Here is a 24263-nt window from a genome sequence, read left to right as displayed (position 1 = left end):
TGCTTTGACAAGTCTTGAAAAGAAGTATATTTGCAGTTCAAAAAATAACACGCATGGATATGAAAAAAATAACTTTTGTAGCACTTGCTGCCTTAGCTTTGAGCTCTTGTAATTCCGGTTCTCAATTTAAGGTAAACGGAGAAGTCTCGGATGCTAATGGGAAAATGCTTTATTTGGAATCATCGGCCTTGGAGGGAATTATCCCTTTGGATTCGGTAAGAATAAAAGGCAATGGTTCGTTTAATTTTACACAACCCCGTCCCGAGTCTCCGGAGTTTTATCGGTTGCGTGTGGAAGATAAGGTTATTAATTTTTCTGTTGATTCTACTGAAACTGTCACAATCAAAGCGCCTTATGTTGATTTTGCAACGGCCTATACGGTAGAAGGGTCTGAAAGCAGTCGGAAAATTAAAGAACTTAGTTTGAAGCAGGCACGCTTGCAGAGTGATGTAAATGCTTTGTTGATGGCCGTCCGTACCGACAAAATGGGGCACGATGTTTTTGAAGACAGTCTGGCGATACTGATTAAAAATTATAAGGACGATGTGAAGGTTAACTATATTTTTGCAGCACCTAATACGGCGGCAGCTTATTTTGCTTTGTTTCAGAAATTGAATGATTATCTGATTTTCGATCCTTTAAACAGTAAGGACGATGTGAAGTGTTTTGCTGCTGTAGCTACCAGCCTGAACAATTCTTATCCTCATGCAGTCCGCTCTAAGAATCTGTATAATATCGTTATAAAAGGGATGAAGAATACCCGGGCTCCCCGGCAAAAAACAATCGATATACCGGAAGATAAAATAGCTGAGACAGGAATCATTGATATCAGCCTTCGTGATATAAAAGGGAATGTCCGTAAGCTGACGGAACTGAAAGGTAAGGTCGTGTTGTTGGATTTCTCTGTCTATCAAACGCCTGCGGGGGCGCCTCATAATCTGATGTTGCGTGAGCTTTATAATAAGTATGCAGGGCAGGGATTGGAAATCTATCAGGTGTCTTTGGATGCTGATGAGCATTTTTGGAAAACATCGGCAGATAATTTGCCATGGATTTGTGTGCGAGACGGTAATGGCGTGTATTCTACCAACGCGGCGGTATATAATGTTCGCGAGGTTCCTGCTTACTTCCTTATCAACCGGAATAATGAGCTAAGTGCACGTGGTGAAGATGTGAAAGATTTGGAGAACGCGATCAAATCACTGCTTTAAGTTGTTATAAATAAGAAGATTTCCTTTAAAGTATGTTACATAGCATTGTTTTTTGCTTGACGCATATCATTTAAAAGCTTATCTTTGCAGAGGAATAATGAGAAGAGGGTTCCAGCATGATTCATGTTGGAATTCTTTTTTGTTTTATATGACCGTTTAAAATAAAGGAGGAAAAAATCATGGCTTATATGTCAGAAGATGGTTACAAAAAATTGATGGCAGAACTGAAAGAGCTGGAAACAGTAGAGCGCCCGAAGATTTCTGCTGCTATAGCCGAAGCGCGCGATAAGGGTGACTTGTCGGAAAATGCGGAATACGATGCGGCTAAAGAGGCTCAGGGCATGCTTGAGATGAGAATCAATAAGCTGAAAACAGTGATTGCTGATGCGAAGATTATTGATGAATCAAAGTTAAAGACAGATTCAGTACAGATTCTTAATAGAGTGGAGCTGAAGAATATGAAGAATGGTATGAAGATGACTTATACCATCGTTTCCGAAAGTGAGGCAAATCTGAAAGAAGGAAAGATTTCCGTAAATACACCGATTGCACAGGGTTTACTTGGTAAGAAAGTAGGTGATATAGCTGAAATCCAGGTGCCACAAGGTAAGATTAATCTGGAAGTAGTAAATATTTCGATTTAACACAAAGGCAAGTCTCTGCAAAAGGGCTTGCCTTATTTTATATATCATATTTAGATTATGGCAACAATATTCAGTAGAATTATCGCAGGTGAGATTCCCTGCTATAAGGTGGCGGAAGACGAACGCTTTTTTGCTTTCCTTGATATCAATCCGCTGGTGAAAGGACATACCCTGGTGATTCCTAAGCAAGAGATTGATTATATTTTCGATTTGAGTGATGATGATCTGGCTGCTATGCATGTCTTTGCCAAATCTGTAGCTCGAGCTATTGAAAAAGCTGTTCCTTGCAAACGCGTGGGGGTAGCGGTTATGGGAATGGAAGTTCCTCATGCTCACATTCATCTTATTCCTATCAATAAGGAGTCGGATATGATTATTTCTAATCCAAAACTAAAATTATCTGGTGATGAGTTTAAGGAGATAGCCGAACGAATTCATCAAGCTTGGAATAATAAATGATATTTTCTTCTTTTTAATGAATAGAAAGGCGTACTGTCCGGTTGGATCGTACGCCTTATTGCTTTTCTATGATTTGATCTTTTTTATAATTTTATCCATGTGCCTTTCCGCCATAAGAATTCCAATGGCCCTTGTTTATGCAGTGTCAGCCAATAACGGCTGAATATCAGTTGGATTGTGAATATAAGGAGTCCGATGAACAAAGTTGCCGTTGCTCCGGTGGACGAGTAAAGTCCTAAACCGAAGCCGTAATAGATGCAGACGCCCATAATTGATTGGGATATATAATTTGTCAGACTCATTCGTCCGTATGGGATAATAATTTGTTGCCACTTATATCCGTTCTCTCTTTTGAACCATAGCAGCGTAAAGGCCGATACCAGAATGGTCATAAAGGAAAAATTGGCTAATGATGAGAGGACGACGTTGTAAGGTGTCAGTATGGAAGGATTACTGATATGTTCCGGTATGAATGTGCGCAGGATATACAGTGGAATGAAAGCAATGACGGATAGTCTTAATATGCGTTTCCATATTCTGATGGAGGCATTGCTCTTGACGAAATACTTCATACGTCCCAGTAACATACCGAACATGAACAATGCGGCAGTTTGGAATAGGCGTCCGTTTTCTACCTGCCAGATGTTGCTGTATAATTGCCCGTTCCATATATTATTGTTCAGCACTTCTAAGAATGTACCGTGACTTGTAACTTCCGTAGCAAGCAGGGCGTAAGGCATGAATTTATTTCCATTGATCACATAATCGGGATTACACATCGCGTAGAACATTCGTCCCCATTCAAAAGGTTGTAATAGCAGGATTAATGCGATCCAGAATACGGTTTTGTTTTTCAATTTGCAAACGGGAATCAGGGTAAAACCTACAATTGAATATAAAACCAGAATGTCGCCATTGTAGAATAATGCATGAAGCTGGGCAAATAAGAATAATAGAACCATTCGCCAGGCGAAACGTCCCCGGAAATCTATTCCCCTTTTTTCTGCATTGTGATATTGAATGTAAAAACTGAATCCGAATAACAGTGAGAAAGTGGCATAAGCTTTCCCGGCGAATAAGAAAAACAGTGTATCCCACACTCCCTTGTCTATAATTTGTAACCATTCGGGCTGAGAATTGGGGATAAAGTAAATGTTGTAATGTTCCAAATTGTGTAATAATACAATTGCCAGTAAGGCAAAACCACGGAGTGCATCCACTACACCGAGTCGGGAAGATGTCTGAAGAGGTTTGTTCATTTTCTAATAGGTTGTTCTTTTATTGGGGGATAAACAAAATGGTCATAGATTTAGTGGCAAATATAAAGAAATAGTTGTTATAAAACCGATATCTTTAGAAAAATGTGGATGAATAATTGTAATGATATAAAAAAGACCGGAAAATACATTTTCCCGGTCTTATATTGATTTTATTTTCTGTCTTTTAGATATAGTCGTCTCCCAATTTAATTTGGGCGTCATTTACGTATTTGCGTATAGCGTGTTCTTCGTCTTTCTTACAAATGAGCAATACGTTGTCTGATTCTGCAACCAGAAATCCTTCAAGGCCTTCGATAACAGCTAACTTTCCTTGAGGGAGTACGACTATGTTGTCTTTGCTGTTGTATATCAGTGAATCGCATTTCAAAGTGACATTGCCGTTCTCGTCTTTGGGTGAAAGGTCATAAAGAGAACCCCAGGTTCCCAAATCCGACCATCCGAAGTCTCCGAGAGAAACGTATACGTTTTCTGCCTTTTCCATTATACCGAAATCGATAGATACATTGGGGCAGGCGGGGAAATTTTCTTTAATAAACGCTTTTTCTTCTGGTGTTCCGTAAAGGTCTTTTCCGGCTATCAACTTGGAAGCAAGTTCCGGAAGTAATGTTTCACCGGCTTTAATAATGGTGTTAACGTTCCACATGAATAATCCGGAATTCCAATAAAACTCACCACTTTCTACAAAGACTTTTGCAAGTTCAAGTTCCGGCTTTTCCGTGAAAGTTTTCACTTTGTAGAAATTATCGCCATCCTGTTCGGCTATCTGGATATATCCATAGCCTGTTTCCGGGCGATTGGGTTTAATGCCTAATGTGAGTAGTTTGTCTGAATGTGAAACAAAATCAAGTCCCTTTTCAATTGCTTCCAAAAACTCCCCCTCTTTTAATATTAAATGATCCGAAGGCGCTACTACGATATTGGCATTTGGATTTAGTGCACGGATATGGTATGCTGCCCAGGCGATGCAAGGAGCAGTATTTCTTCTTGCCGGTTCCAACAGGATTTGGTCCGGATTCAGTTCCGGAAGTTGCTCTTGTACAAGATCCGAATACATTGCGTTGGTTACAATGAATATATTTTCAGTAGGGATCACTTTACTAAAGCGGTCGAAGGTTTGTTGCAACAAAGAACGCCCCGTGCCAAAGAAATCCAAGAATTGTTTTGGAAGTGTTTTGCGGCTGAATGGCCAAAAGCGGCTGCCAATGCCGCCTCCCATGATTACACAATAATTATCTTTACTTGTCATGTCGTAGACTGTTTTAAAAGTTTCTGCTAATGTACAATATATTCCTTTAACAGGGAAGCATTTGGAGAATGTTTTATATCTTTTCTCTCTTTTTTTTATTAAAACGCTTGCAGATTTAGAAAAAAGCTGTATCTTTGCACCGCATTTGAAACTAATTGCCCAGATGGCGGAATCGGTAGACGCGCTGGTCTCAAACACCAGTGGATTCACTTCCATCCCGGTTCGACCCCGGGTCTGGGTACAAGAAAGAAAGCTAAGTATTTGATAATTCAATACTTAGCTTTTTCTTTTGCTTGAATTTTCCCCACATTTTCCCCACACGTGCAAAAAATATAGCAGTAAGTCATTATTTCTTTTGGTTGAACGTAGTAAATAAGTTACCTTTGAAAAGAAATAAAGCCTATTAAATAAAAGTAATGGAACAAGGTGTTTGGCAAGAAATAGAACTGTTGTACCAGAAGTTTCAAAAACTTGGTATCAGTGAAGCGGTGGACTATGACAAGTACTACCTTTATTCTCTCATTACCCATTCCACAGCCATAGAAGGCTCAACGTTGACCGAACTTGATACGCAGCTTCTCTTTGACGAGGGAGTAACAGCGAAAGGGAAACCGCTTGTGCATCATCTGATGAATGAAGATTTGAAGCAAGCGTATGAACTTGCCAAAACTGAATCAGGCAGTCTTGTACCTATAACTCCTGCTTTTCTGAAAAGGTTGAATGCAATGTTGATGCGTACTACTGGCAGCGTTCACAGTGTGTTGGGCGGCTCTTTTGATTCTTCTAAAGGAGAGTTCCGTCTATGTGGTGTTACGGCTGGTGTTGGTGGACATTCTTATATGAACTATTTGAAAGTTCCTGCTAAGGTGGATGAACTTTGTGCGATTCTTCAAGAGAAGCAAAAAAAAATGGGAACACTTCGAGAACAATACAAATTGAGCTTTAATGCCCACCTTAATTTAGTAACTATTCATCCGTGGGTGGATGGCAACGGAAGAACGGCTCGATTACTGATGAACTACATCCAATTTTGCTATCACCTTTTTCCGACCAAAATATTTAAAGAAGATAGAGAAGAATATATTCTTTCCCTGCGCCAATGTCAGAATGAAGAAACTAATCAGCCGTTTTTAGACTTTATGGCAAGGCAGTTGAAGAAATCACTTTCTATAGAAATTGAACGATTCAATGTATCACGAAAGAAAGGGTTTAGTTTTATGTTCTGATACTATATAAAACAAGGATTGCTATTTATGAGTTTATGGTAAACTTGCATGTGGGAAAGTTTGAACATCCATAGAAAGTGCCGTACTTGCCTTTCCTCAAAATGAGATATCCTCCGCATTGAGGACAAACACCTTGATTTATTAGGCGTGAACTTCTGTATTGCCGAGCCTTTGCGTTATGCTTATGCTGTTTTAGTTTCTCTTTATCAGCGATTATGCGATTTTGGTTAATTGTCTGTATTATCCAATTTATGGTCTCCTGATTAAGAACAGCAGTTCTGTATTGTAATATAGCACGTTTTAGATTATATCTGTTTACAACTATGTTATTGTCAGCATGCACTTTTAATTCCGCACTGTTATTGAAAACGACAATTGGAATAAAAAGTATATCCGTTGAACATTTGAGCAAATGATGCAAAAATCTTACATGTCCAGCGTTTTGTTTTATCGGATTGTAAAATTGATGTTTACTTTTATAGATGGTTTGCGTCCAGTATTCACTGTTTTCTCCGCCTAAAATCCAACCTTTATATCCCTTTGTTTCAATTACAAATACACCATAAGGTGAAACTACAATATGGTCAATTTGCGTTGAATATCCGCTACTCTCGAATAGTAAATCATTAAAAACAACATACTCTTCTGGTAACTCTTGAATCTTGTTATTCACAAGCTTTTCTGAATACTTGCCTTTCCACATTGGCATCTTCAATTTAATAAAGATTGCCACTGCAAAAAAGATAACGATGATGACAATATGCATATTACTGATTTAATAGATTCTTTTTATCCATCTTTTACTTGATTCAAATCCCCATTGAACATGCCATCTTCTTCCTGTTACTTTATCTAACAAAAGAAATTGATATATATTTTTTGTAGGATATAATTCAAATGTTCCACATCCGGTATCATAAGATAAATCTTCGCCATTAAGTGTTACGGAAAATTCCTCCTCGTCATCTAAAGACCATTGTACAACGTCTATTTTCCCAGTTTTAGTATCCAGTTGTAGAAAATTATACATATTTTCTGTTGGATATAGTTTATATCTGTCAAGTCCATGCATACGAAAATCAATATCTTCCAAAAGTGCATGAATTTTTATCAAAGTAGAATCATTAGCCGTTTTGGCTTGCGGAGTGGTACTTTCGTTTTGTGCAAAGGTACATAACGGAATCAAGAATAGATAAAAAATAATTACAAGTTTCTTCATAGGTAAATTATTTAAGCGATTAAAATTAAGTATAACAGTATAGCTAATATTGTATTCATTTTTTTCTATTTACATCCCATTTAAAAGTGTAAATATAATCTCCGATAGGAATGTTTACAATCAAAATCTTACCTTTTTTCCTTTTAATATTCATATAGCCAATAATAGCTTCATCGGGATAAATAGTTGTGGTTTTTAAATATCCTTGTTCACGTATAGTTCGGTCATTATCCATCATTTGTCCTAATGTAAGCATTTGATTGGTAGATGCAACATTTGCTTGGTATGCTGCATTAGCGTCATAATGATTGGTTATGGTAGTGTAAGCATAACCATTAGAAGAATAAGACGTAGAATAGGATGTTGAATATCCTGCTGTTCCTGCATTAATGCCGGCAGAGATTCCATATAATGCCATAGCCCATGCTTGTGAGCGTTTTATTTTTTTTTGATATTCTTCATTTGTATATACTTCAAGTTTTAAAGTATCATCTTTTTTTGTTAGTAGATTAGAGTGTACGCTATCAGGTTGGAATACAATTGGGGTTTCACTTAAATTCTTGATAAAAATATCCAAGTGATAGTATTTTCCATAATCATCTTTTTCCTCAAAGCATGAAAGGCCTACAACAAAATCATTTTTGTTTAAATAAGCCCAAAATTTTCCATCATTATATTCTGTCAGGATAGAATCGTTTTGGGGGTATATGAATGTTTGGGCTTTACATATGGTTGAAAGCAATAAAAATATTACCACACATATATTCTGTTTCATATCAACTAACTGTTTTAATTATACACCTCCAGCTGCCACAAGGACTTTATAATATCACGAAGCGTGGAACTGTAATGCCACCTCTTTGAATGAAGGTCCTGAGAAAACCTTTGTGTACAGATGTAACAATAGCAGCCCACGCTATAGCGTGAGAACCACTATGCTATTCTTGTACACGTTTGAAAGTTTCTCAGGTTTTCATTCGCAAGAAATAAGCATAACGCTTCTTCTAAATTCTAATATGTCTTGGAAAGAGTAGCCTCAATCCGCTTACAAAGATATGCAATTTTATTGAGGTACAATCAAATACTATCAAGATTACATTCTGAATCCTCTACTTTTTCTTGGTTCTTCTGCTGATTGTCGCAAACCGTGCCTTAATTTTTCCCATTGCTCTTTGAACCATTCACCTATCGGCTGTCTGTTTATAGTTAGCACTAATTTGTTTTCATCAACCGAACTCTTCTCTATCTTGAAAATATCGTTCTTGATTTCAAATCTTCGTTTATGTTCTTCGGAATAGATTTTTCCATTGCATCTGATAGCTTCTTTTTTTGCCAAAAGGCTGTTTACCATATCTTTGGTAAATCCGATGGCATAGCATAGTTTTTCCATTCTCAACATTTCTTTGAGTAATGGAAACCAGTTGAACGCTTTTTCAAGAATGGTGTTCAATCGTGATATTTCCTTGTCTTTGGTTTCAAGCTCTTGATTATGTATTCCTTGCAGGTTACGAATCTGCTTGCCGTGCTGTTCCTGCATTTGTTGCATCTTGGCTCTTAATTCATCAATGCCCTTGTCACGTTTGGCAATTTCATGCCGTAAACTTTCATTGGTTTGTTCCAAATCTTTTAATTTACCACTTCCGAAAAGAGAACCTACACTGCTGGTTATGGCAGTGGCTACATCGGTAGCTGCACTTTTGAGTTTGTCCGTGCGTATCTCTGCTTTTACCTGTTTGAGTTCCTGCTCGGCAAGGCTTACTTGTTGTTCCTTGTGTCGCTTGGTTTCCTCTATACGTTGCAGTTCAGCTTTCTGCTTCTCAATGATGAAGTCGTTTCGTTCCAGATGCTCTTTACCTGTAACAACTTTTGCCTGCCCACGTTCCATCAGGAGAATATCGGAAGCAAGGGTCTGCATGGTTGCCATATCCTCGTCATTGAGCTTTCGGCTCTTTCCGGTTTCATGGTTCATCCAGTCGAAAACGACATGGGCATGATAGTTTGGTTTGAACCATCTGCTCCCGACTTGAAAGCTCTCTTTGTCTTCCGTTTTCGGCTGACCGTTCAGCCAATGCCCTTCGTCTTTGTGCAGGAAAATTTGTAGTGGAGTGATACCCCAGCGTCTTTGACACTCTTTACCGAATTTGCGTACATCAGCCAGTGTGGTATCCGGTCTGATGAGCAATACTCCTTCACGGATGGGTGAACATCCCGCCACCTTGATAATCTTTCCATTCTTTCCCTTGCGTTCCCTTTCCTTTTCCTGCATGGCACGTCCGGTCTTTTCCTTGACCATCCGTTTGATGTTGTCATAGTGCGTCCGCAGTTCGTGAGTGCCGAAGTCGGGATTTGTCCACTGTTCGTTATCGGTGGAAAGTTCGGGAACGACATAGATTCTGGACTCCCCGATATTACACATATACTCGGCAGTCCTTCGGTTGTGTGCCTCGCTCGATGCGATGTTGCAAGGCTTGATATGTATGCTTGATTTTGTTGCCATAGCTTCTTTTCTTTGTTTACGATTGATTATTTTGCTCGCTTTCGCAGAGGGGTTCTTAGGGGTAACCCATAAGCGGAGATTGCAAAGAGAGGGTCACTCTTTGCTCGGGGTTCTCAGGGGTGAAACGCCCTGAGTGGGTTATTAGGGCAAAGCCCTAATCCCCTCGGGAGAGCCCACAACTACGAAAGCGGAGCGTGTAGTTATAGTGGGCTATAACCGAAAGCCGTTTTTCTTTTTCGGTGACTGGTTGCTCACTCCTTTGACGGATTGGACTTGCCTTTTTCTTTCAACCTGTTTCTGTAAGTATTCGTTCAAGTCCTTGCATCCGCTGTAAATCTGTGAAGCGTCATGGATGTATCGGTCTCTGCCGTATTCCTTGCGGATTTGTTGGAGGGCTTCCATGCCTGCATGGTCGTTGTCGAAAAAGCAGTGGATGCGTTCGTAATTGCCCAACGGATAGAGAGCCTTGTTTACATTCGATACTGAGTTCAATACAATGTAGTCCTGCCCGTCCAATTCCGGATAATTCGGGCAGCTCTCTTGTCTCAATGTCAAAAAGGAGAGGTAGTCCATAAATCCCTCGAATATATAACAGGTATTCCTCACTTTTCCCGACTGTCTGATGTGGGAGATTTCCTTTGGGGCGATGCAACCCTTAAAATAGCGGTTGCGAACCTCAAACCCACCCGAACCATTGGGAAAGGCGATGGCAAAGTACCGCTTGCCGTTGTGGGTGAAACGGGCTTCACTACATTCTCTTTTCGCCAGTTCTGTATTTATTCCTCTACCTTGCAAGTAGGCAAGCAGGGCAGGAGATGACAGCGGAACAATCTCCAGATGTTGGAAGCTCGGCTTGGAAGAGCTTTGCTTGCCAAAAGAGAAAGATATCGGGCGCACGTGCGGTGTCTGCTCCGCTATCCGTTTCAAGATGTAAGGTACATGGTCGGTAGCGTACAGATGTGCAGCCAGTGCAATGATGTTTCCGCCCTTTCCCAAACCGAAATCATACCATTGTTCACGTTCGGTATTCACTTTGAACGATGCTTCACTCTCTTCCCTAAACGGAGATTTGTACCAAAGGTTGATACCTTGTTGTTTTACTGGTGAATAACCCAAGCTGTGCAGGTAGTCGGCTATTCGTATGCTTTTAGCTTCTTCTATTGTCATTTTCTTACGGATTTGTAGGTGAATGAAAAAATGATGATTTGATGAATTTGAAATGTAATACGCTGTTAAACAGGATTATATCGATTCATCTTTTTCTCATCAGATTGCTTGCCAAAAGAAAAATGATGTTTTCTTTTTTCATCAGCAATCGTTGTTGATGAGTGTTTGATGAATACATATCTATCTGTAAGGCAATATGTTACTTCCCTTATTCATCATTTCATCAAAATAATTAGATAGCGGTCAGTTGTTCTTTCGTTACCGTATAAAACCGACCAGTTTTCCTTTTCGGCTCATAGTGGCACTCACGATGGGGTGCGAACTCATAAGCGGTGTAGGATAGCGAATTGTGTGCGGAAGTAAGTTTCCATACTTCCTGCACAACTTTCCTCACTTGATACTTTTCAACCTTGACCTGTGAATAGAGTAGCAAGGTTACAAGGTCGTTCAGGCAGAATGATACGCTTTCCACGTTCATGTTCGACATGATGTCAAGCAACAACTCGGTCATTTCTATTTCCAGTCGGTTGCGGTTGCTTCGGATTATTTTCTGCAAGGCTGCGGTATGTGTCAGTCTTGGGTTGAACCACATACGGCTTTCCTGTGTTGTGGATAGTTCCCTTTGGGTCAGGAAATAAAGAAATGCGGGTATTTCTGCTTTTAGCTTTTGCAGAAAGTTGGTATCATCACTCTGCAACGGCATTATCTTCCGCACCCAGTAGCGTGTTTCTCCTGCGTCTATGAGTATGGGCAGATATTCGTTGTTGGAACATAGCACGAACTTGGCAAAGAAAGCAATCTCCGTTCGGTCTTTGCCTTTGGCTTCCACCTTGTAGGTGAAAGTGGTGCTCAGGTTTTTCAATCGTTCGCTGTCTTCCCTGCGGTTGAGCAAAACTTCGTCCACAACGATTAGCAGCTTTCCTGCCCAGTCGGAATTGAACTGGCTGCGGAAATCCTCGTTGGTGTTGAAAGTCACATTATTCTCAAACACGGCTTTCAGAAAGTTCAAGAACGTGCTTTTGCCAGTGTTGCGTTCCTCTGAAACAAGTAGGACAATGGGCAGCTTCTGTGTCGGCTGTAGATACAGCAGTTGCATATAGTCCATACCCAGCTCGTATTGTTCCCCGAAGATGTGCCGCATCAAGGATTGGATGTGGGAGAAGTCCCCCTGTTGCGGTTTATGCTCTATCGGTTCGTAAAGGTTCAGAAACCCCTCAATCTCCTTTTGGTAGTTCAGATGATTGGGAACAGTGCAAAAGCCGTCATACTTGGGGACGGTGGCAAGATAATTCTTTCCATAGTCCTGCCGTAATGTGCTGTTGTTCCATACGACACGTTTCTTCTCATAACCGCCATTGGCGCATGGCTGATTGACTACCTTGTACAAAGTTGTTCCTACGCGCATATATTCTTCCTCCTTCATAGGCTTAGATTAAAGGGTTGTGTTCACCTAAGATTCTCTGAATGTCGGATTGTCGGTATCTGACCTTGTTTCCAACCTTTACAGGCTTCAGATAGTTTTTCTTAGACCAGTGCCAGAGTGTGGTATCACAAACACCGCACATCTTTTTCACTTCCTCTTTGGTTAGATACTTCTCCTTTCTTGCTTCCGCAATGGCGGTAGAAAGTTCATGTTTCGCACGGCTGATTAACTGGTTGGAGAATAATAGCAAATCTTCTCCTGTTACTTCCAACTTGATGTTGCCGTTCCCGTTTTGGATAATTGCCAATAAATCTGTCATAGGCTTCTTGAAACTGCCGGTTGTAAGACTTCCCGTTTCGGCAGTATTATAAACGAAAAGCCACTACCCCGATTAGGATAGTGGCGCAAATATATAATGAAAATCAATCGTAAAACAATGATATTCAATTCGTTAAATTCGTAAAAACGAAAAGCGAATTAAACGAGTTTCAATTGGATAGATAGGCTTTCAATTCCTCGATGGCTTCATGGTCTTCACCAATGTCTTTTACCAGTTTCTTGCTGTTTCCAAGTGGTGAAATGAGATTTCTGTATGCTTTTTGAATGCCTCTTTCGTGGACGATTTCTTGTTCATTGAATTGCTCGTGCAGTGCGTTTCTGAAAGTCTTGATGGGACACTTCCGCATGAAGCGGTATTCCACCAGTGCGATAAACAGCCGTGCTATATCTGTTTCCGTAGCATGGGTTTTTAATCGTGTGCCAATTCTTTCAGTCAGTATGTCATGCCTTTCTATCAGAAGTTCGGGCAACGTGCGTGTGTCGGCTTTGCGCCCTGCGGTCTTTGGCTGTTCTTCCTGCAACATATCTGTTTCTTCCTCGTCCATGTCTTCATCTTCTTCTATTGCCCATTCCACAAGAGAGTTTTCCTCAATGGCTTTCTGTTGCTTCCTGAACACTTGCCAGTCCTCTTTGGTTCTCATGCCATTGGCGATGCTTTTTCTGATAATGAATTTGACCATGCCGGAAACAAGCCATTTGTATAAGGTGGGAATATCCTTTCTTTTGGTCAGTTCCTCACCCTGTTCCACCATGCACTCATAGCTTCGTCCGTAATAGAGCCATGCGAGCATGGCAGGGACAATGCTTCTCTTGTTCTGGGTATGAAACTCATTCACTATCTTCTCGGCAAGGTCTGATTGTAAAAGAACATTTTCCAGTTCCTCGAAATCAGGGTTTCTATCATCGCCTATTCTCTTGCGTGCTGCTTCTTTATATTTCGGTACAAGCCTTACAGCCGTATTGAAAATATTGAAGAACCCTTTGAACTTCTTGTCGTTCATTTCTTCTACAAAATCAGCATATTCATTCGGATGGCTGTCGAGCCATTCCTTTATCAGTCTTTTAAAATTGTCATATTCCTGTTGTCCCATACAAGTATCAGTCTAATAGTTTTACAAGGTCTTTCTTCATTTCTTCGTCAATATCCCTGTATCGTCTGAAAGCTTTGCTTCCCTCCTTGTGTCCCGACAGTGCGGAAACAAGGTTCGGGTCTTTCACTTTTTTATAGATATTGCCGATAAACGTACGTCTTGCCAGATGGCTGCTTGCCACTTCATAAATAGGTCGTTTGATTTCGTTGTGTGTCAACGGGTCTAAGATTGTTACGATGCGGTCAACTCCAGCCAACTTGAATATCTTTTTTATGGCATCATTGTACTTTTGCTCGGATATGAACGGCAACAGTTTTCCCTCATATTCTTTGTAGCGTTCAAGGATTTCTTTCGCTTTGTCGTTAAGTGGAACACGTACCGTAACCGGATTCCCCTCTTTGGTTTTCTTGGGAATATATTCTATGGCTTCATTGACCACATTTAGTTTGGTCATTCGGTACAGGTCGCTCACCCTGCATCCTATCAGTGTCTGAAATATGAATATATCCCTCTGTATTGCCAGTTGTGGGGTGGCAGAAAGGTCTGCATTAAAAATCCTGTCCCTTTCTTCGAGTGTTATATAATAAGGTGTGCCGTATGTACACTCCTCTATCGGAAACTTGTCGAAAGGTCTGTTTGTGGTGCGTTTGTTATCGAAGCACCACAGGAAGAATGTGCGTATTCTTGAAAAACAGTCTATCAGCGTGTTCTTGCTTCTGGGCTGTGGTGTCCTCTTTTCGGGAATGGCTTCATAAATGCTCGGGTAAAGTTCATAATACTGGTATTCGTTCTGAAAGAAATCCCACATATCCCGAAGCGTGTCAGGTGTTACCAAATCCACGTCAAGGATAAAGCCCTTTTGTCCTCTCTTTGTTGCCCTTACATATAGTTCATAACGCAGTAAGGCTCTTTTGACAACCCGGAAATTTTTCTTTCGTACTTCCGACAAAGGGTGTTTGTTTAGAAATTCATCGAATAGTTCTCCAATGGTAGGCTTGATAACCACTTCCTCCGGCAAAAAATATTTTTCAGGATGGTAAAATTTATCAAGTGTTGTTTTTAGCCATTCTTTGTCTATTGCTTCCTTTTCTTGTTGATATACCTTCTCGATATAGGTTTTCAACTGGCGTATCTCTTCATTTATATGGGTACGCATTTCTTCATTGCAGACAGCTTTCGTTTTTACACATTCGTCTTTATCATCCCATAGATTGGGATTGATGGCTAACTGAGTAGGAGCAACGGAGTCTAACTGCCTTCCGTTTCTAAAACGGACATAGATTGTAGCCATGGATTCTGTATCATATCGCTTGGCTGCTTTTTTAATGATAAAGGTTACTTTCATAGACTTTCAGGTTGAATTTTACTCTGCTGCAAATATAGATATTTTCCCCACATTTTCCCCACATCTGCTAAATATTTTGCAATTCGATTAACTTGGATTAAAATTTAATAGGATTGTAACATATTAAAATACAGTGTAATTGCTGCGTTTTTCCGCATTTTTCTTTTTACCCACATTTTCCCCACTTTAATTATTTCAAATGCGGGTCTGGGTACGAATAAACTCTGATAATCGCCTGATTATCAGGGTTTTCTGCTTTTATAGGGCGTACTAAATGTGTACTGAATGACGAATACAAAGAAAAGGTGTACTTTTATAATTTTTCTCCCTGTATCTTTATAATTTCTTAACTCTTATCCTGTCTTTTCTTCCTTATTATTGCCGATGTTTTCGGGAAAAGTGAGATTCTTACCTTATATTTGTAGTAAGAACGTTTAAAGGCACACGATTATGGAAAATCATATAGAAACCAATTTCAGAGAAATACAGAAGATATTAGATAGTTGTATAGCGCATGACTATAAAACTAAAGTAGATGCACTATTTTTAAAACGTGAGTATTTGACGCAAGCCCAGCTAAAGGATTATTTGCGGCAAGAAATTTTTCGTGTGACCGAGGATATTGTAGCTATTCAACAAAAATATCGTGTACTGCAATATATTGTACTGGATATGGATATTCCCGATTTTTTATGGGAAAGCAGTTTCTTTGAGGATTTGAACTCTGATGAAAAAAGAAAGTATATTAGTTTCCGGTGTTCTGATTTCGATATGGATGCATATTTACGTGAGCCATTCTGTTATGATGAACAGCTTCCTTACTTTTCCATCATTATTAATTTTGTCGTACTTTCTAAGTATTTGAACCATCTTCAAGAACAGGAAAGCGAATACTATATAGATACAGTTGCCATCCAAGCACAAGAACAGACCTTGCCAAAAGAAAAAGAAGCGAGTACGGAAAATAAACCAGTTAAGATTGTAGGTAAAAGTAATCCTTTTAAATCCGTACTTACCCAAAAGGAAATCAGTCTGCTTACTGACTGTATCAATGAAGCTCATGTTTTTACTACCACAATAAATGCAAGAATACTTACCGATTTTTTCAACTGTAAACTTGACGGTGTTCTGAAAGTTAATAATACACGTTTGTTTGCCTACCTTATGATGCAGCTTGGCTGCTATAATTATATTGTTTATGAATGGCAGTCTGTCATAGCAAACAATAAACTGATACTGGGAAAGATAAAAGGAGAACCGCTTACACGTACTGACCTGTCGAGTGCGACAGACCAAGCAAAAAACATCTATCCGAAAGGATATGAAATCATAGACAAATACATCGAACAACTGAAAAAAGGTTGAGCATAGATTGAACGCTCAAACAAAGGTCAATTAGATTTCATTTTCAAGCTCTTAACTTTGCCCCCGTTAACAAAAAAAACGAGGGTGCGCACCTTCATATTGTTTCACCTAAATTCCTAAACAATATGGAAAGAGATTTAGAGTTAAGAGTTTCCGAACTCGAAAAGATGTTGTTCCTTTCAAAGAACGTGCTTAGCTTCGATGAAGCGAGCAGGTTCTTGAACCTTTCTAAAAGTTACCTGTACAAGCTGACTTCGGGTAACTTGATACCCCATTACAAGCCGCAGGGCAAAATGCTTTATTTTGAGAAAGCGGAGTTGGAAGCATGGTTACGTCAGAACCCGGTCAAGACGCAGGCGCAGATAGAGCAGGAAGCGCAGAAGTATATCCTTAACCGTCCTCTAAAGAAATAACGGCTATGGAAAATAGAAAAGCGACAGAAGCCGGGCAGGACATCACCATGCAGAAAGAGGATTTCGCAGCCCTTTGGAAAACCATTCATCTAAAGGTGACGGACACTTACGAAGTGCCGCCCGAAATACTCTGGGTGAACGGCTCTACCATTGGCACGCTGGGTAATTTCAGTGCATCCACGGGTAAAGCCAAGAGCAAAAAGACATTCAACATTTCCGCTATCGTTGCGGCAGCGTTGAAGAATGACGAGGTACTGAAGTATTCGGCATACCTGCCACCGAACAAGCGGAAAATCCTCTATGTAGATACCGAGCAGAGCAAATACCATTGCCATAAGGTCATGGAGCGTATTTTGCGCCTTGCCGGATTGCCTACCGACAAGGACAGGGACGATTTTGTTTTCATCGTGCTAAGGGAGCAGACCCCCGACAAGCGGAAACAGATTATCGGCTATATGCTTGAAAATATGCCCGATGTGGGGTTACTCATCATTGACGGAATCCGTGACTTGATGTATGACATCAACAGCCCCAGCGAATCAACCGACCTAATCAACCTCTTGATGCGCTGGTCAAGCGGATATAACCTGCATATCCATACCGTACTGCATTTGAACAAGGGGGATGACAACACAAGGGGGCATATCGGTACGGAACTGAACAACAAGGCTGAAACCGTCCTGCAAATCACGAAAAGCCAGCAGGACGGCAACATAAGCGAGGTAAAGGCGATGCACATACGTGACCGGGAGTTTGACCCGTTCGCATTCCGTATCAATGACAACGCTTTGCCCGAAATCGTGGACGGTTATGTATTCCAACAACCTAAGCAGGACAGGAACTTTCCGCTTACGGAACTGACCGAACAGCAACACCGGGAAGCGTTGGAGAACGGTTTCGGCAAGCAGGTGGTACAAGGCTATTCCAATGTCATAGCGGCATTGAAACAGGGTTATGCGAGTATCGGTTACGAGCGTGGACGCAATGTCCTTGTGTCACTTAACAAGTTCCTTGTGAACAAGCGCATGATTGTGAAAGAGGGCAAGGGCTACCGCTATAATCCCGATTTCCATTATTAAAAGTCAGTTTGGTTTAGTCCGGGTGTATATACAAGAGGAATGGACTTACTATTTCCCAGTATCGAAACAAGCAGGTTTAGTATGGTACGGGTATATATATAACGGACTAAACAGGACTGGCGCACTTTTCAACTATTTTTTAATCCCCAAAAAAGAAAATGTTATGAATATCGAAGATGTGAAACAAATACCCATCGCAGACTATCTGCACAGTTTAGGCTACTCTCCTGTCAAGCAGCAGGGCAACGGCTTATGGTACAAATCACCGTTAAGGGAGGAACACGAACCGTCTTTCAAGGTGAATACTGACCGCAACCTTTGGTATGACTTTGGCGCAGGCAAGGGCGGCAACATCATCGCATTGGCAAAGGAACTCTATTGCTCCGACAGCCTGCCATACCTTTTAAACCGGATAGCGGAACAGACACCGCACGTCCGCCCGGTCAGTTTTTCTTTTCCCCAGCGTAGGACAGAACCGAGTTTCCAACATTTGGAAGTCCGTGACCTTACCCATCCGGCATTGCTCCGTTACTTGCAGGGACGGGGTATCAATGTCGAGCTGGCAAAAAGAGAATGTAAGGAACTCCATTTTACCAATAACGGCAGACCGTTCTTTGCTATCGGTTTCCCGAACATGGCAGGAGGTTACGAGGTTCGCAATTCCTTTTTCAAAGGCTGCATCGCCCCGAAAGACATCACCCATATACGGCAGCAGGGAGAGCCGAGAGAGAAGTGTTTGGTATTCGAGGGTTTTATGGACTATCTTTCTTTCCTCACGCTCCGGATGAAGAACTGCCCGACCATGCCCGACCTTGACAGGCAGGATTATGTCATACTCAACTCTACTGTCAATGTGCCGAAAGCCATTGACGTGCTGTACCCGTATGAACGCATCCACTGTATGCTTGACAATGACGAGACGGGGTATAAGGCGACACAGGCTATTACGTTGGAATATACCTACCGTGTGCGTGACTTCTCGGATAATTACAGGGGTTATTCGGACTTGAACGATTACCTGTGCGGCAGGAAGCAGGAACAGAAGAACAGCACCAGCCAAGCGCAGGAGATAAAGCAGGAAACCGGACAACGTGCCGCCCCAAGACAGAAAAGGGGCAGGGGCATTTAGTCCGGCAGGATTGCCAGCGGCAGGCGGTTTGATTTGGAGAGCAAGGTTATGTTTCGGTAAACCGAAACTACCTTGCTTTGCTCACCGCAAAGAAAATTTCTCCCGTTGGTCGCAATTTTTAAGACACCATTTAAACGTAAAAACCTATGACGAATGTAAAGGATAAGCCGGGGGGACGTCCGGCAAAGAAACGGATAGAGAAGCAGCAACGGGTAGTCAGCACGAAGCTGACCGAGTTGCAGTATTACGTCATCAGGAAGCGAGCCGGGGAAGCCGGGCTGCGTGTCAGTGAGTATGTCCGGCAGGCGGTTGTTTCGGCAGAGGTCATACCCCGGCTGAACAGGCAGGATGCGGACACCATTCGCAAGCTGGCAGGGGAAGCCAACAACATCAACCAGTTGGCGCATCGGGCAAATGCCGGAGGTTTCGCACTGGTGGCGGTGGAATTGGTGAAACTCAAAAACAGGATTGTCGAAATTATAAACCAGTTGTCGGATGATTGGAAAAATAAAAAAGGGAAGCGGGTTTAAGGGTTGCGTGAACTATGTGTTGGGCAAGGAACAAGCGGCTTTGCTCCATGCGGACGGGGTACTGACAGAAAGCCGGGGAGATATAATCCGCAGCTTCTGTATGCAGACCGGGATGAATCCCGACTTGAAAAAGCCAGTCGGACATATTGCGTTGAGCTATTCGGCAGTAGATGCACCCAAATTGACAGACGAGAAGATGATACAGCTTGCGCAGGAATATATGCGTGAAATGAAAATCACCGATACACAGTATATCATCGTGCGCCATCAAGACCGGGAGCATCCACATGTGCATATCGTATTCAACCGTATTGACAACAACGGCAAAACCATTTCGGACAAGAATGATATGTACCGTAACGAGCAGGTATGCAAGAAGCTGAAAGCCAAGCACGGGCTTTATTTCGCTGGTGGAAAAGAACAGGTGAAGCAGCACCGCTTGAAAGAGCCGGACAAATCGAAATACGAGATTTACAACGCTGTAAAGAATGAAATCGGGAAATCCCGAAACTGGCAGCAGTTACAGGAGCGGTTAGCGGAAAAGGGTATCACTATTCGGTTCAAGTACAAGGGGCAGACAGGCGAGATACAAGGCGTTTCCTTTTCCAAAGGCGAATACACGTTCAAGGGTTCGGAGATAGACCGTAATTTCAGTTTCTCCAAACTGGATAAGTGTTTTGGGGATGTAGGGCAGACGACAGTCGGAAGCAATAAGCAGACGGTTACCGCACCTGTTCAGAAATCAGTATCGGCACCCGACAAAGCGGATAATTCTTTTATTGTAGGTTTAGGCGGTTTGTTTTCCGGTTTGTCAGCCCCGGCTGATGAAATGCCCGATGATTCCTTTTTGAGGAAGAAGAAGAAAAAGAAAAAACAACTTAAATTGTAAATACATGGAGGAAAATTTGATTTTAGAGGGGCTTCTCTCAATGGTTACTGAACTGAAAGAGAAGCAGGAAGCACAGGTAACGCCAGCCAGTCGGGAGGAAACTCTTGAAAGGCTGAACGCAATCGAACAGGCATTGTCGGAACTACACAGCAACCCTGCTGTTCCCGAAAAGGATTTGCAGGCTATCCGAAGCCAGCTTGACGAGATAAGGAACAGGATGCAAGGTCAGCAGAAACATATCGAGGACACTAAGAAAATAGTATTGGAAACCTACCGTTGTTTCAAGGTAATGATTGACGCTTTGGGCTCTTGCAAGACGGACAAAGAGGAAGTTACGCCCTTACCGCTCTATCAACAGATTTACAACAAAGTAGCTTCTTGGATTCGTCCGGGATTGTTTCTTTTTTCGGCAGTGCTGATTATCTGTTCCGCTTCCATATTCTTGAATGTCCGTTTGGCTGAACGTATGCAGCAGTTGCAGGACAACGATATGAAATACCGCTATTTGCTGATGCAAGGACAGGCAGACGGGGAAACTTTTGATATACTGGAAAACAAGTTCAAGTGGCAACGGGATAACGGTTTTATCCGAAGTCTGACCGATTCAGTGATGGATTTTGAATACCGCATCCAAAAGCAGGCGGAAACACTGGAACGTGCAAGGCTGTTGAACGAGCAAGCCGAACAGCTAAAGAAAGAAGCCGATAAGCTGGGCAAGCCATAAACAGGGAAAGCCGGAACGGATGAAGCACATTCACCGTTCCAACTTTTCAGATTCACTTCTTTTTCTTCGTACAGTGTTCTTTCTCGAACTGGCGTAGCGTGGTAATGCTGAACCTTTCCTTGATGAACTCCCGGACATCGGAAGCCTTGTAATACACTTTTCCGCTGATTGTGAAGTACGGCAGCGCACCGATAGCCCGGTAGCGTTGCAGGGTTTTGATACTTACTTTGAACAGCAGGCACAAGTCCTGATTATCCAATAGGTTGTCATCTTCGGGCAGTACCCTGTCTGCATTGCGTAGTACCCGTACATCCTTGCAGAGTTCTTCCAGTTTGGCGTACAGCTTCTGCATCCATTCACCAAATTCGTCATTCTCTATATACATAATTGCTTCATGTTTCAGATTATACATTCTTGTTTGTCAATCGATTGATGAAGCAAAGTTCTAAAAACGGATGCAAAGAAATTACAGGGGAACTAATGGAATCCTCTATAAATAAATCATAAGTTGTTGATTATCTGTATCCTTTCTTGTCATGTTCTTTTTTGATTAGGTCTGCCAGTCCATTAAGAAATTCAGTAAGTTTGCCCGGCTTCCGTTTTATCACGTCCTCATGCTTTTGGTGGCAGTCGCTTATTCTGATGTTGAAAAGCCATTCAAAGGCTTTCGCCAAGTCCACCAAATAAGCAGGTTTACCGTTCTGATAAACGATGTCTTTGGAGAGGAACAGACCGCTTACCATTTCCATGATGTTGATAAGGGTTGTTTTATCAGCGAGATAGAGAGGGGAAATGTTTTGTCTTTCAAGCCGTTGTTTGAGTTGTTCCGGATACTTGATGCGCCATTCGATAAGGCGTATTTCAGTGTTCAAAAGTCCTATTGCTTCATCAATAAGATGCAAATAGGGCATTTTTTTCTTGCTCAAACCGTACACGGTACGATTTAAGACGGTACAAGCCAAAAGAAAAATAACGTAGTAATATGCTGTAATTCTGCTCGTTGATACTGAAATTGGTGACATGAATAGCTAATTCTTCAATAGCTTCTGTCAGTTCGGATGCAGAAACTTTACGCTGTGAGTATTCCGACAATAACCGGAAAAACCTCTGATTAAAAATCATATCCATCTGAGATTATTTACAATCGTCTAAATATAAGGTAGTTTTACAATAAAATTAGTTTTTATTTCTGTTATAAGTACCTCTTTGTCATATAAAGAATATTGTTTCCTTAAGTTGTTCAATCCCATACCATTTTTTGTCACATAGCTACGTAGCTGTATATTGTTGGAAACTGTTACTCCACCCTTATTTATAGTTATATAAATAATTAATGGTGATTTAGAAGTACTTATATTGTGTTTTAAAGCGTTTTCTACCAACATCTGTAAACTTGCCGGAATAATAGCTTTATCTTGATGTTTCTTATCATTTTCAATGAAAACCTGTAATGTATCCCCAAAACGTATCTGTTCTAAATATAAATAAGAATCGACAAATTGTAATTCTTCTTGTAACGTTACTGTTGGTCGGTCATGTGTAGTCAGCAGATACCGATAAACATTGGATAATTTTTTAGTAAATAGATTTGTTTTTTCAGCATCTTGATATGCAAGAGAAGAAAGAACATTTAGACTATTAAATAGGAAATGAGGGTTTATTTGATTTTTTAATGCTTCAAACTGATAGATAGCTTTTTCTTTCTCAATGATATTTAATTTGTTTTCATTTTCAATCTGCCGCTTATTGTAAAAGAATAATTCAATAAATAAAACAATAATACTATTCCATAAAATCATTGGTAATACTTGATATAGTATATCAAATTTACCGGGAAAAATAAGAAGTAAAACATAATTTACAACTATGGATAACGTACCTATTAATAATGCCGTTAATATGAAATCAATGATAACAGAGTGGGAAGCACTGTATTTAGAATTGTTTTTTTGAAGAATGCTGATAACCTTATAATCAATAGCCCCAATTATTAGGCATATAGGCATATTTAGAAAGAAATTAGACAAAATATTTTCTATTTTATAAGAGCTACTATTTGCTAATAATGAAAATGTAGAAATACATAGAAATAGTGATATTGCTATAAGTGATATGAATAATATTATCGACTTTCTTTTTCCCATAAACTGTGATATTATAATAATTATCAATACAAAAGATAAAGTTAAATTTTCATGTCTATAATTACGACTTAACATCATCAATCCAGTTTAAAAAATCACTAACACGGTTACGACTAACTAAAACTTCATGGGGACATTCCGGCAGGAAGTATAGTTTCAGTCGGCTTCCAAAATATTTTGAACTTTTTTGTATAGACTTGATATTGGCAATACAATTTCTTGAAACACGGAAAAACATATTTCTATCCAACATACATTCTAACTGTTCCAATGAATAGTTTATTATATATCTACGATTAGAAAACAGATGTAAATAGATGTATTTTTCTTCACTGTAGAAAAAGGCTATATCAGCAGTTTCAACATATTGGAAAGAGTCACCAATTTGTATCAAAAAACGATTCTTCTTGTTGTTAGATAAATATGTTTCTTCCAATTTTTTATATTCGGGCATTGTACAATTCAAATAGTTCCTTCGTTCAAATTTGCATAATGCCGCATCCAGTTCTTTTTCATCAATAGGTTTTAATAAATAGTCTATACTATTCACTTTAAAAGCCTTTAATGCGTATTCATCATAAGCTGTCGTAAAAATAACAGGAATTTCTATAGGACATTGTTCAAATATCTCAAAGCTAATTCCATCCGATAATCGTATATCAACAATCATCAAATCAATATTTCCCTGTTTTAGAAATCCGACTGCCTGCTCCACACTCTCTGCCCAGCCAATCATTTGATAATCGGCTCTTAGTGCCTGCATCATACGCTTTATTTCTTCATAAGCAAAACGCTCATCTTCTACTAACAAATATTTCATCATATCTATTTTTCCCTTGTTGA

27 protein-coding genes and 1 tRNA gene are annotated in these 24263 nt (G+C 40.5%); 12 read left to right on the top strand and 16 right to left on the bottom strand.

Features of this window, described 5'->3' with window-relative positions; translation table 11 throughout:
* The first annotated feature begins 59 nt into the window (after positions 1-59).
* From RB604_RS02610 to RB604_RS02600, 3 genes are all read left to right on the top strand, one after another.
* A complete protein-coding gene (locus tag RB604_RS02610; RefSeq protein WP_005928854.1) occupies positions 60-1211 on the top strand; it encodes a DUF4369 domain-containing protein in 1152 nt (383 codons plus the stop codon).
* Between the two features lie 179 nt (positions 1212-1390).
* Positions 1391-1855: a transcription elongation factor GreA gene (gene greA, locus RB604_RS02605; protein ID WP_005928859.1), complete on the top strand. Its 465-nt coding sequence runs from the start codon at positions 1391-1393 to the stop codon at positions 1853-1855.
* A gap of 57 nt (positions 1856-1912) precedes the next feature.
* Complete coding sequence (locus RB604_RS02600; protein ID WP_005928862.1) at positions 1913-2314, top strand: HIT family protein; 402 nt, start codon at positions 1913-1915, stop codon at positions 2312-2314.
* An 83-nt stretch (positions 2315-2397) separates the two neighbouring features.
* Here the strand turns inward: RB604_RS02600 and RB604_RS02595 are convergent, their stop codons facing one another.
* Positions 2398-3573: a DUF418 domain-containing protein gene (locus tag RB604_RS02595; RefSeq protein WP_005928865.1), complete on the bottom strand. Its 1176-nt coding sequence runs from the start codon at positions 3571-3573 to the stop codon at positions 2398-2400.
* Positions 3574-3757: 184 nt separating this feature from the next.
* The gene (locus tag RB604_RS02590; protein WP_007479953.1) at positions 3758-4840 is read right to left on the bottom strand and encodes a mannose-1-phosphate guanylyltransferase; all 1083 of its coding nucleotides are present in this window, start codon (positions 4838-4840) and stop codon (positions 3758-3760) included.
* Between the two features lie 157 nt (positions 4841-4997).
* On the opposite strand from RB604_RS02590, the gene RB604_RS02585 reads away from it, so the two are divergent.
* Both RB604_RS02585 and RB604_RS02580 read left to right on the top strand, forming a co-directional pair.
* A tRNA-Leu gene (locus RB604_RS02585) sits at positions 4998-5081 on the top strand.
* Between the two features lie 175 nt (positions 5082-5256).
* A complete protein-coding gene (locus tag RB604_RS02580) occupies positions 5257-6066 on the top strand; it encodes a Fic family protein (protein ID WP_055293714.1) in 810 nt (269 codons plus the stop codon).
* Between the two features lie 25 nt (positions 6067-6091).
* Here the strand turns inward: RB604_RS02580 and RB604_RS02575 are convergent, their stop codons facing one another.
* The 9 genes from RB604_RS02575 to RB604_RS02535 form a co-directional block, all read right to left on the bottom strand.
* Entirely contained in the window at positions 6092-6832 is a 741-nt protein-coding gene (locus RB604_RS02575) for an NERD domain-containing protein (protein WP_055293712.1), read from the bottom strand.
* Positions 6833-6841: 9 nt separating this feature from the next.
* Positions 6842-7285: a hypothetical protein gene (locus RB604_RS02570; RefSeq protein ID WP_055293710.1), complete on the bottom strand. Its 444-nt coding sequence runs from the start codon at positions 7283-7285 to the stop codon at positions 6842-6844.
* Positions 7286-7340: 55 nt separating this feature from the next.
* The gene (locus tag RB604_RS02565; RefSeq protein WP_005649593.1) at positions 7341-8060 is read right to left on the bottom strand and encodes a hypothetical protein; all 720 of its coding nucleotides are present in this window, start codon (positions 8058-8060) and stop codon (positions 7341-7343) included.
* A gap of 318 nt (positions 8061-8378) precedes the next feature.
* Positions 8379-9782 carry a coiled-coil domain-containing protein gene (locus RB604_RS02560; protein ID WP_055293708.1) on the bottom strand — a complete coding sequence of 468 codons (1404 nt, stop codon included), beginning with the start codon at positions 9780-9782 and terminating at the stop codon, positions 8379-8381.
* A gap of 210 nt (positions 9783-9992) precedes the next feature.
* Positions 9993-10949: a DUF8464 domain-containing protein gene (locus RB604_RS02555; RefSeq protein WP_055293706.1), complete on the bottom strand. Its 957-nt coding sequence runs from the start codon at positions 10947-10949 to the stop codon at positions 9993-9995.
* A 232-nt stretch (positions 10950-11181) separates the two neighbouring features.
* A complete protein-coding gene (locus RB604_RS02550; protein WP_004291344.1) occupies positions 11182-12372 on the bottom strand; it encodes a primase-helicase family protein in 1191 nt (396 codons plus the stop codon).
* 4 nt (positions 12373-12376) lie between these two features.
* Positions 12377-12691 carry a helix-turn-helix transcriptional regulator gene (locus tag RB604_RS02545; protein ID WP_007763424.1) on the bottom strand — a complete coding sequence of 105 codons (315 nt, stop codon included), beginning with the start codon at positions 12689-12691 and terminating at the stop codon, positions 12377-12379.
* Positions 12692-12860: 169 nt separating this feature from the next.
* Positions 12861-13802 (bottom strand): DUF6043 family protein, encoded by a 942-nt coding sequence (locus RB604_RS02540; protein ID WP_055293704.1) that lies wholly within the window; start codon positions 13800-13802, stop codon positions 12861-12863.
* A gap of 7 nt (positions 13803-13809) precedes the next feature.
* Complete coding sequence (locus RB604_RS02535; protein WP_004291332.1) at positions 13810-15147, bottom strand: site-specific integrase; 1338 nt, start codon at positions 15145-15147, stop codon at positions 13810-13812.
* A 450-nt stretch (positions 15148-15597) separates the two neighbouring features.
* Between RB604_RS02535 and RB604_RS02530 the strand changes: the two genes are divergently transcribed.
* From RB604_RS02530 to RB604_RS02500, 7 genes are all read left to right on the top strand, one after another.
* The gene (locus RB604_RS02530) at positions 15598-16512 is read left to right on the top strand and encodes a hypothetical protein (protein ID WP_055293702.1); all 915 of its coding nucleotides are present in this window, start codon (positions 15598-15600) and stop codon (positions 16510-16512) included.
* A gap of 125 nt (positions 16513-16637) precedes the next feature.
* A complete protein-coding gene (locus RB604_RS02525) occupies positions 16638-16925 on the top strand; it encodes a helix-turn-helix domain-containing protein (RefSeq protein ID WP_055293700.1) in 288 nt (95 codons plus the stop codon).
* Positions 16926-16930: 5 nt separating this feature from the next.
* Positions 16931-18004, top strand: a complete 1074-nt coding sequence (locus RB604_RS02520; protein ID WP_055293699.1) for an AAA family ATPase — start codon at positions 16931-16933, stop codon at positions 18002-18004.
* Between the two features lie 163 nt (positions 18005-18167).
* Entirely contained in the window at positions 18168-19133 is a 966-nt protein-coding gene (locus RB604_RS02515; RefSeq protein WP_055293697.1) for a toprim domain-containing protein, read from the top strand.
* A 146-nt stretch (positions 19134-19279) separates the two neighbouring features.
* The gene (locus tag RB604_RS02510) at positions 19280-19663 is read left to right on the top strand and encodes a MobC family plasmid mobilization relaxosome protein (RefSeq protein WP_055293695.1); all 384 of its coding nucleotides are present in this window, start codon (positions 19280-19282) and stop codon (positions 19661-19663) included.
* Entirely contained in the window at positions 19629-20552 is a 924-nt protein-coding gene (locus RB604_RS02505; RefSeq protein ID WP_055293693.1) for a relaxase/mobilization nuclease domain-containing protein, read from the top strand. Before RB604_RS02510 ends, RB604_RS02505 begins: the two co-directional genes overlap by 35 nt.
* A gap of 4 nt (positions 20553-20556) precedes the next feature.
* Entirely contained in the window at positions 20557-21276 is a 720-nt protein-coding gene (locus RB604_RS02500; protein WP_007479988.1) for a hypothetical protein, read from the top strand.
* A gap of 52 nt (positions 21277-21328) precedes the next feature.
* Here RB604_RS02500 and RB604_RS02495 read toward each other — a convergent pair whose 3' ends face one another.
* The 5 genes from RB604_RS02495 to RB604_RS02475 form a co-directional block, all read right to left on the bottom strand.
* Positions 21329-21661, bottom strand: a complete 333-nt coding sequence (locus RB604_RS02495) for a helix-turn-helix domain-containing protein (RefSeq protein WP_005802205.1) — start codon at positions 21659-21661, stop codon at positions 21329-21331.
* A gap of 130 nt (positions 21662-21791) precedes the next feature.
* Complete coding sequence (locus RB604_RS02490; protein WP_007479996.1) at positions 21792-22211, bottom strand: RteC domain-containing protein; 420 nt, start codon at positions 22209-22211, stop codon at positions 21792-21794.
* On the bottom strand, positions 22165-22404 hold the full coding sequence (locus tag RB604_RS02485; protein WP_044093700.1) for a hypothetical protein: 240 nt from the start codon (positions 22402-22404) through the stop codon (positions 22165-22167). The genes RB604_RS02490 and RB604_RS02485 overlap by 47 nt, the downstream gene beginning before the upstream one ends.
* 20 nt (positions 22405-22424) lie before the next feature.
* On the bottom strand, positions 22425-23420 hold the full coding sequence (locus RB604_RS02480) for a sensor histidine kinase (protein WP_007480000.1): 996 nt from the start codon (positions 23418-23420) through the stop codon (positions 22425-22427).
* A gap of 61 nt (positions 23421-23481) precedes the next feature.
* Positions 23482-24243 carry a LytR/AlgR family response regulator transcription factor gene (locus RB604_RS02475; protein WP_007480001.1) on the bottom strand — a complete coding sequence of 254 codons (762 nt, stop codon included), beginning with the start codon at positions 24241-24243 and terminating at the stop codon, positions 23482-23484.
* Positions 24244-24263 lie beyond the last annotated feature (20 nt).

The organism is Bacteroides salyersiae (assembly GCF_031172035.1).
GTDB classification, from domain to species: domain Bacteria; phylum Bacteroidota; class Bacteroidia; order Bacteroidales; family Bacteroidaceae; genus Bacteroides; species Bacteroides salyersiae.
The sequence above is the reverse complement of the archived record's forward strand: the minus strand, read 5'-3'. Positions and strand labels throughout refer to the sequence as shown.

Coding starts and splice junctions, on each gene's coding strand:
- RB604_RS02570 (WP_055293710.1), bottom strand. CDS start 7,285: ATGAAGAAACTTGTAATTATTTTTTATCTATTCTTGATTCCGTTATGT.
- RB604_RS02580 (WP_055293714.1), top strand. CDS start 5,257: ATGGAACAAGGTGTTTGGCAAGAAATAGAACTGTTGTACCAGAAGTTT.
- RB604_RS02540 (WP_055293704.1), bottom strand. CDS start 13,802: ATGGGACAACAGGAATATGACAATTTTAAAAGACTGATAAAGGAATGG.
- RB604_RS02560 (WP_055293708.1), bottom strand. CDS start 9,782: ATGGCAACAAAATCAAGCATACATATCAAGCCTTGCAACATCGCATCG.
- RB604_RS02600 (WP_005928862.1), top strand. CDS start 1,913: ATGGCAACAATATTCAGTAGAATTATCGCAGGTGAGATTCCCTGCTAT.
- RB604_RS02530 (WP_055293702.1), top strand. CDS start 15,598: ATGGAAAATCATATAGAAACCAATTTCAGAGAAATACAGAAGATATTA.
- RB604_RS02480 (WP_007480000.1), bottom strand. CDS start 23,420: ATGGGAAAAAGAAAGTCGATAATATTATTCATATCACTTATAGCAATA.
- RB604_RS02505 (WP_055293693.1), top strand. CDS start 19,629: ATGATTGGAAAAATAAAAAAGGGAAGCGGGTTTAAGGGTTGCGTGAAC.
- RB604_RS02545 (WP_007763424.1), bottom strand. CDS start 12,691: ATGACAGATTTATTGGCAATTATCCAAAACGGGAACGGCAACATCAAG.
- RB604_RS02595 (WP_005928865.1), bottom strand. CDS start 3,573: ATGAACAAACCTCTTCAGACATCTTCCCGACTCGGTGTAGTGGATGCA.
- RB604_RS02485 (WP_044093700.1), bottom strand. CDS start 22,404: ATGGATATGATTTTTAATCAGAGGTTTTTCCGGTTATTGTCGGAATAC.
- RB604_RS02500 (WP_007479988.1), top strand. CDS start 20,557: ATGGAGGAAAATTTGATTTTAGAGGGGCTTCTCTCAATGGTTACTGAA.
- RB604_RS02565 (WP_005649593.1), bottom strand. CDS start 8,060: ATGAAACAGAATATATGTGTGGTAATATTTTTATTGCTTTCAACCATA.
- RB604_RS02555 (WP_055293706.1), bottom strand. CDS start 10,949: ATGACAATAGAAGAAGCTAAAAGCATACGAATAGCCGACTACCTGCAC.
- RB604_RS02590 (WP_007479953.1), bottom strand. CDS start 4,840: ATGACAAGTAAAGATAATTATTGTGTAATCATGGGAGGCGGCATTGGC.
- RB604_RS02610 (WP_005928854.1), top strand. CDS start 60: ATGAAAAAAATAACTTTTGTAGCACTTGCTGCCTTAGCTTTGAGCTCT.
- RB604_RS02520 (WP_055293699.1), top strand. CDS start 16,931: ATGGAAAATAGAAAAGCGACAGAAGCCGGGCAGGACATCACCATGCAG.
- RB604_RS02510 (WP_055293695.1), top strand. CDS start 19,280: ATGACGAATGTAAAGGATAAGCCGGGGGGACGTCCGGCAAAGAAACGG.
- RB604_RS02550 (WP_004291344.1), bottom strand. CDS start 12,372: ATGAAGGAGGAAGAATATATGCGCGTAGGAACAACTTTGTACAAGGTA.
- RB604_RS02515 (WP_055293697.1), top strand. CDS start 18,168: ATGAATATCGAAGATGTGAAACAAATACCCATCGCAGACTATCTGCAC.
- RB604_RS02475 (WP_007480001.1), bottom strand. CDS start 24,243: ATGATGAAATATTTGTTAGTAGAAGATGAGCGTTTTGCTTATGAAGAA.
- RB604_RS02495 (WP_005802205.1), bottom strand. CDS start 21,661: ATGTATATAGAGAATGACGAATTTGGTGAATGGATGCAGAAGCTGTAC.
- RB604_RS02575 (WP_055293712.1), bottom strand. CDS start 6,832: ATGCATATTGTCATCATCGTTATCTTTTTTGCAGTGGCAATCTTTATT.
- RB604_RS02525 (WP_055293700.1), top strand. CDS start 16,638: ATGGAAAGAGATTTAGAGTTAAGAGTTTCCGAACTCGAAAAGATGTTG.
- greA (WP_005928859.1), top strand. CDS start 1,391: ATGGCTTATATGTCAGAAGATGGTTACAAAAAATTGATGGCAGAACTG.
- RB604_RS02535 (WP_004291332.1), bottom strand. CDS start 15,147: ATGAAAGTAACCTTTATCATTAAAAAAGCAGCCAAGCGATATGATACA.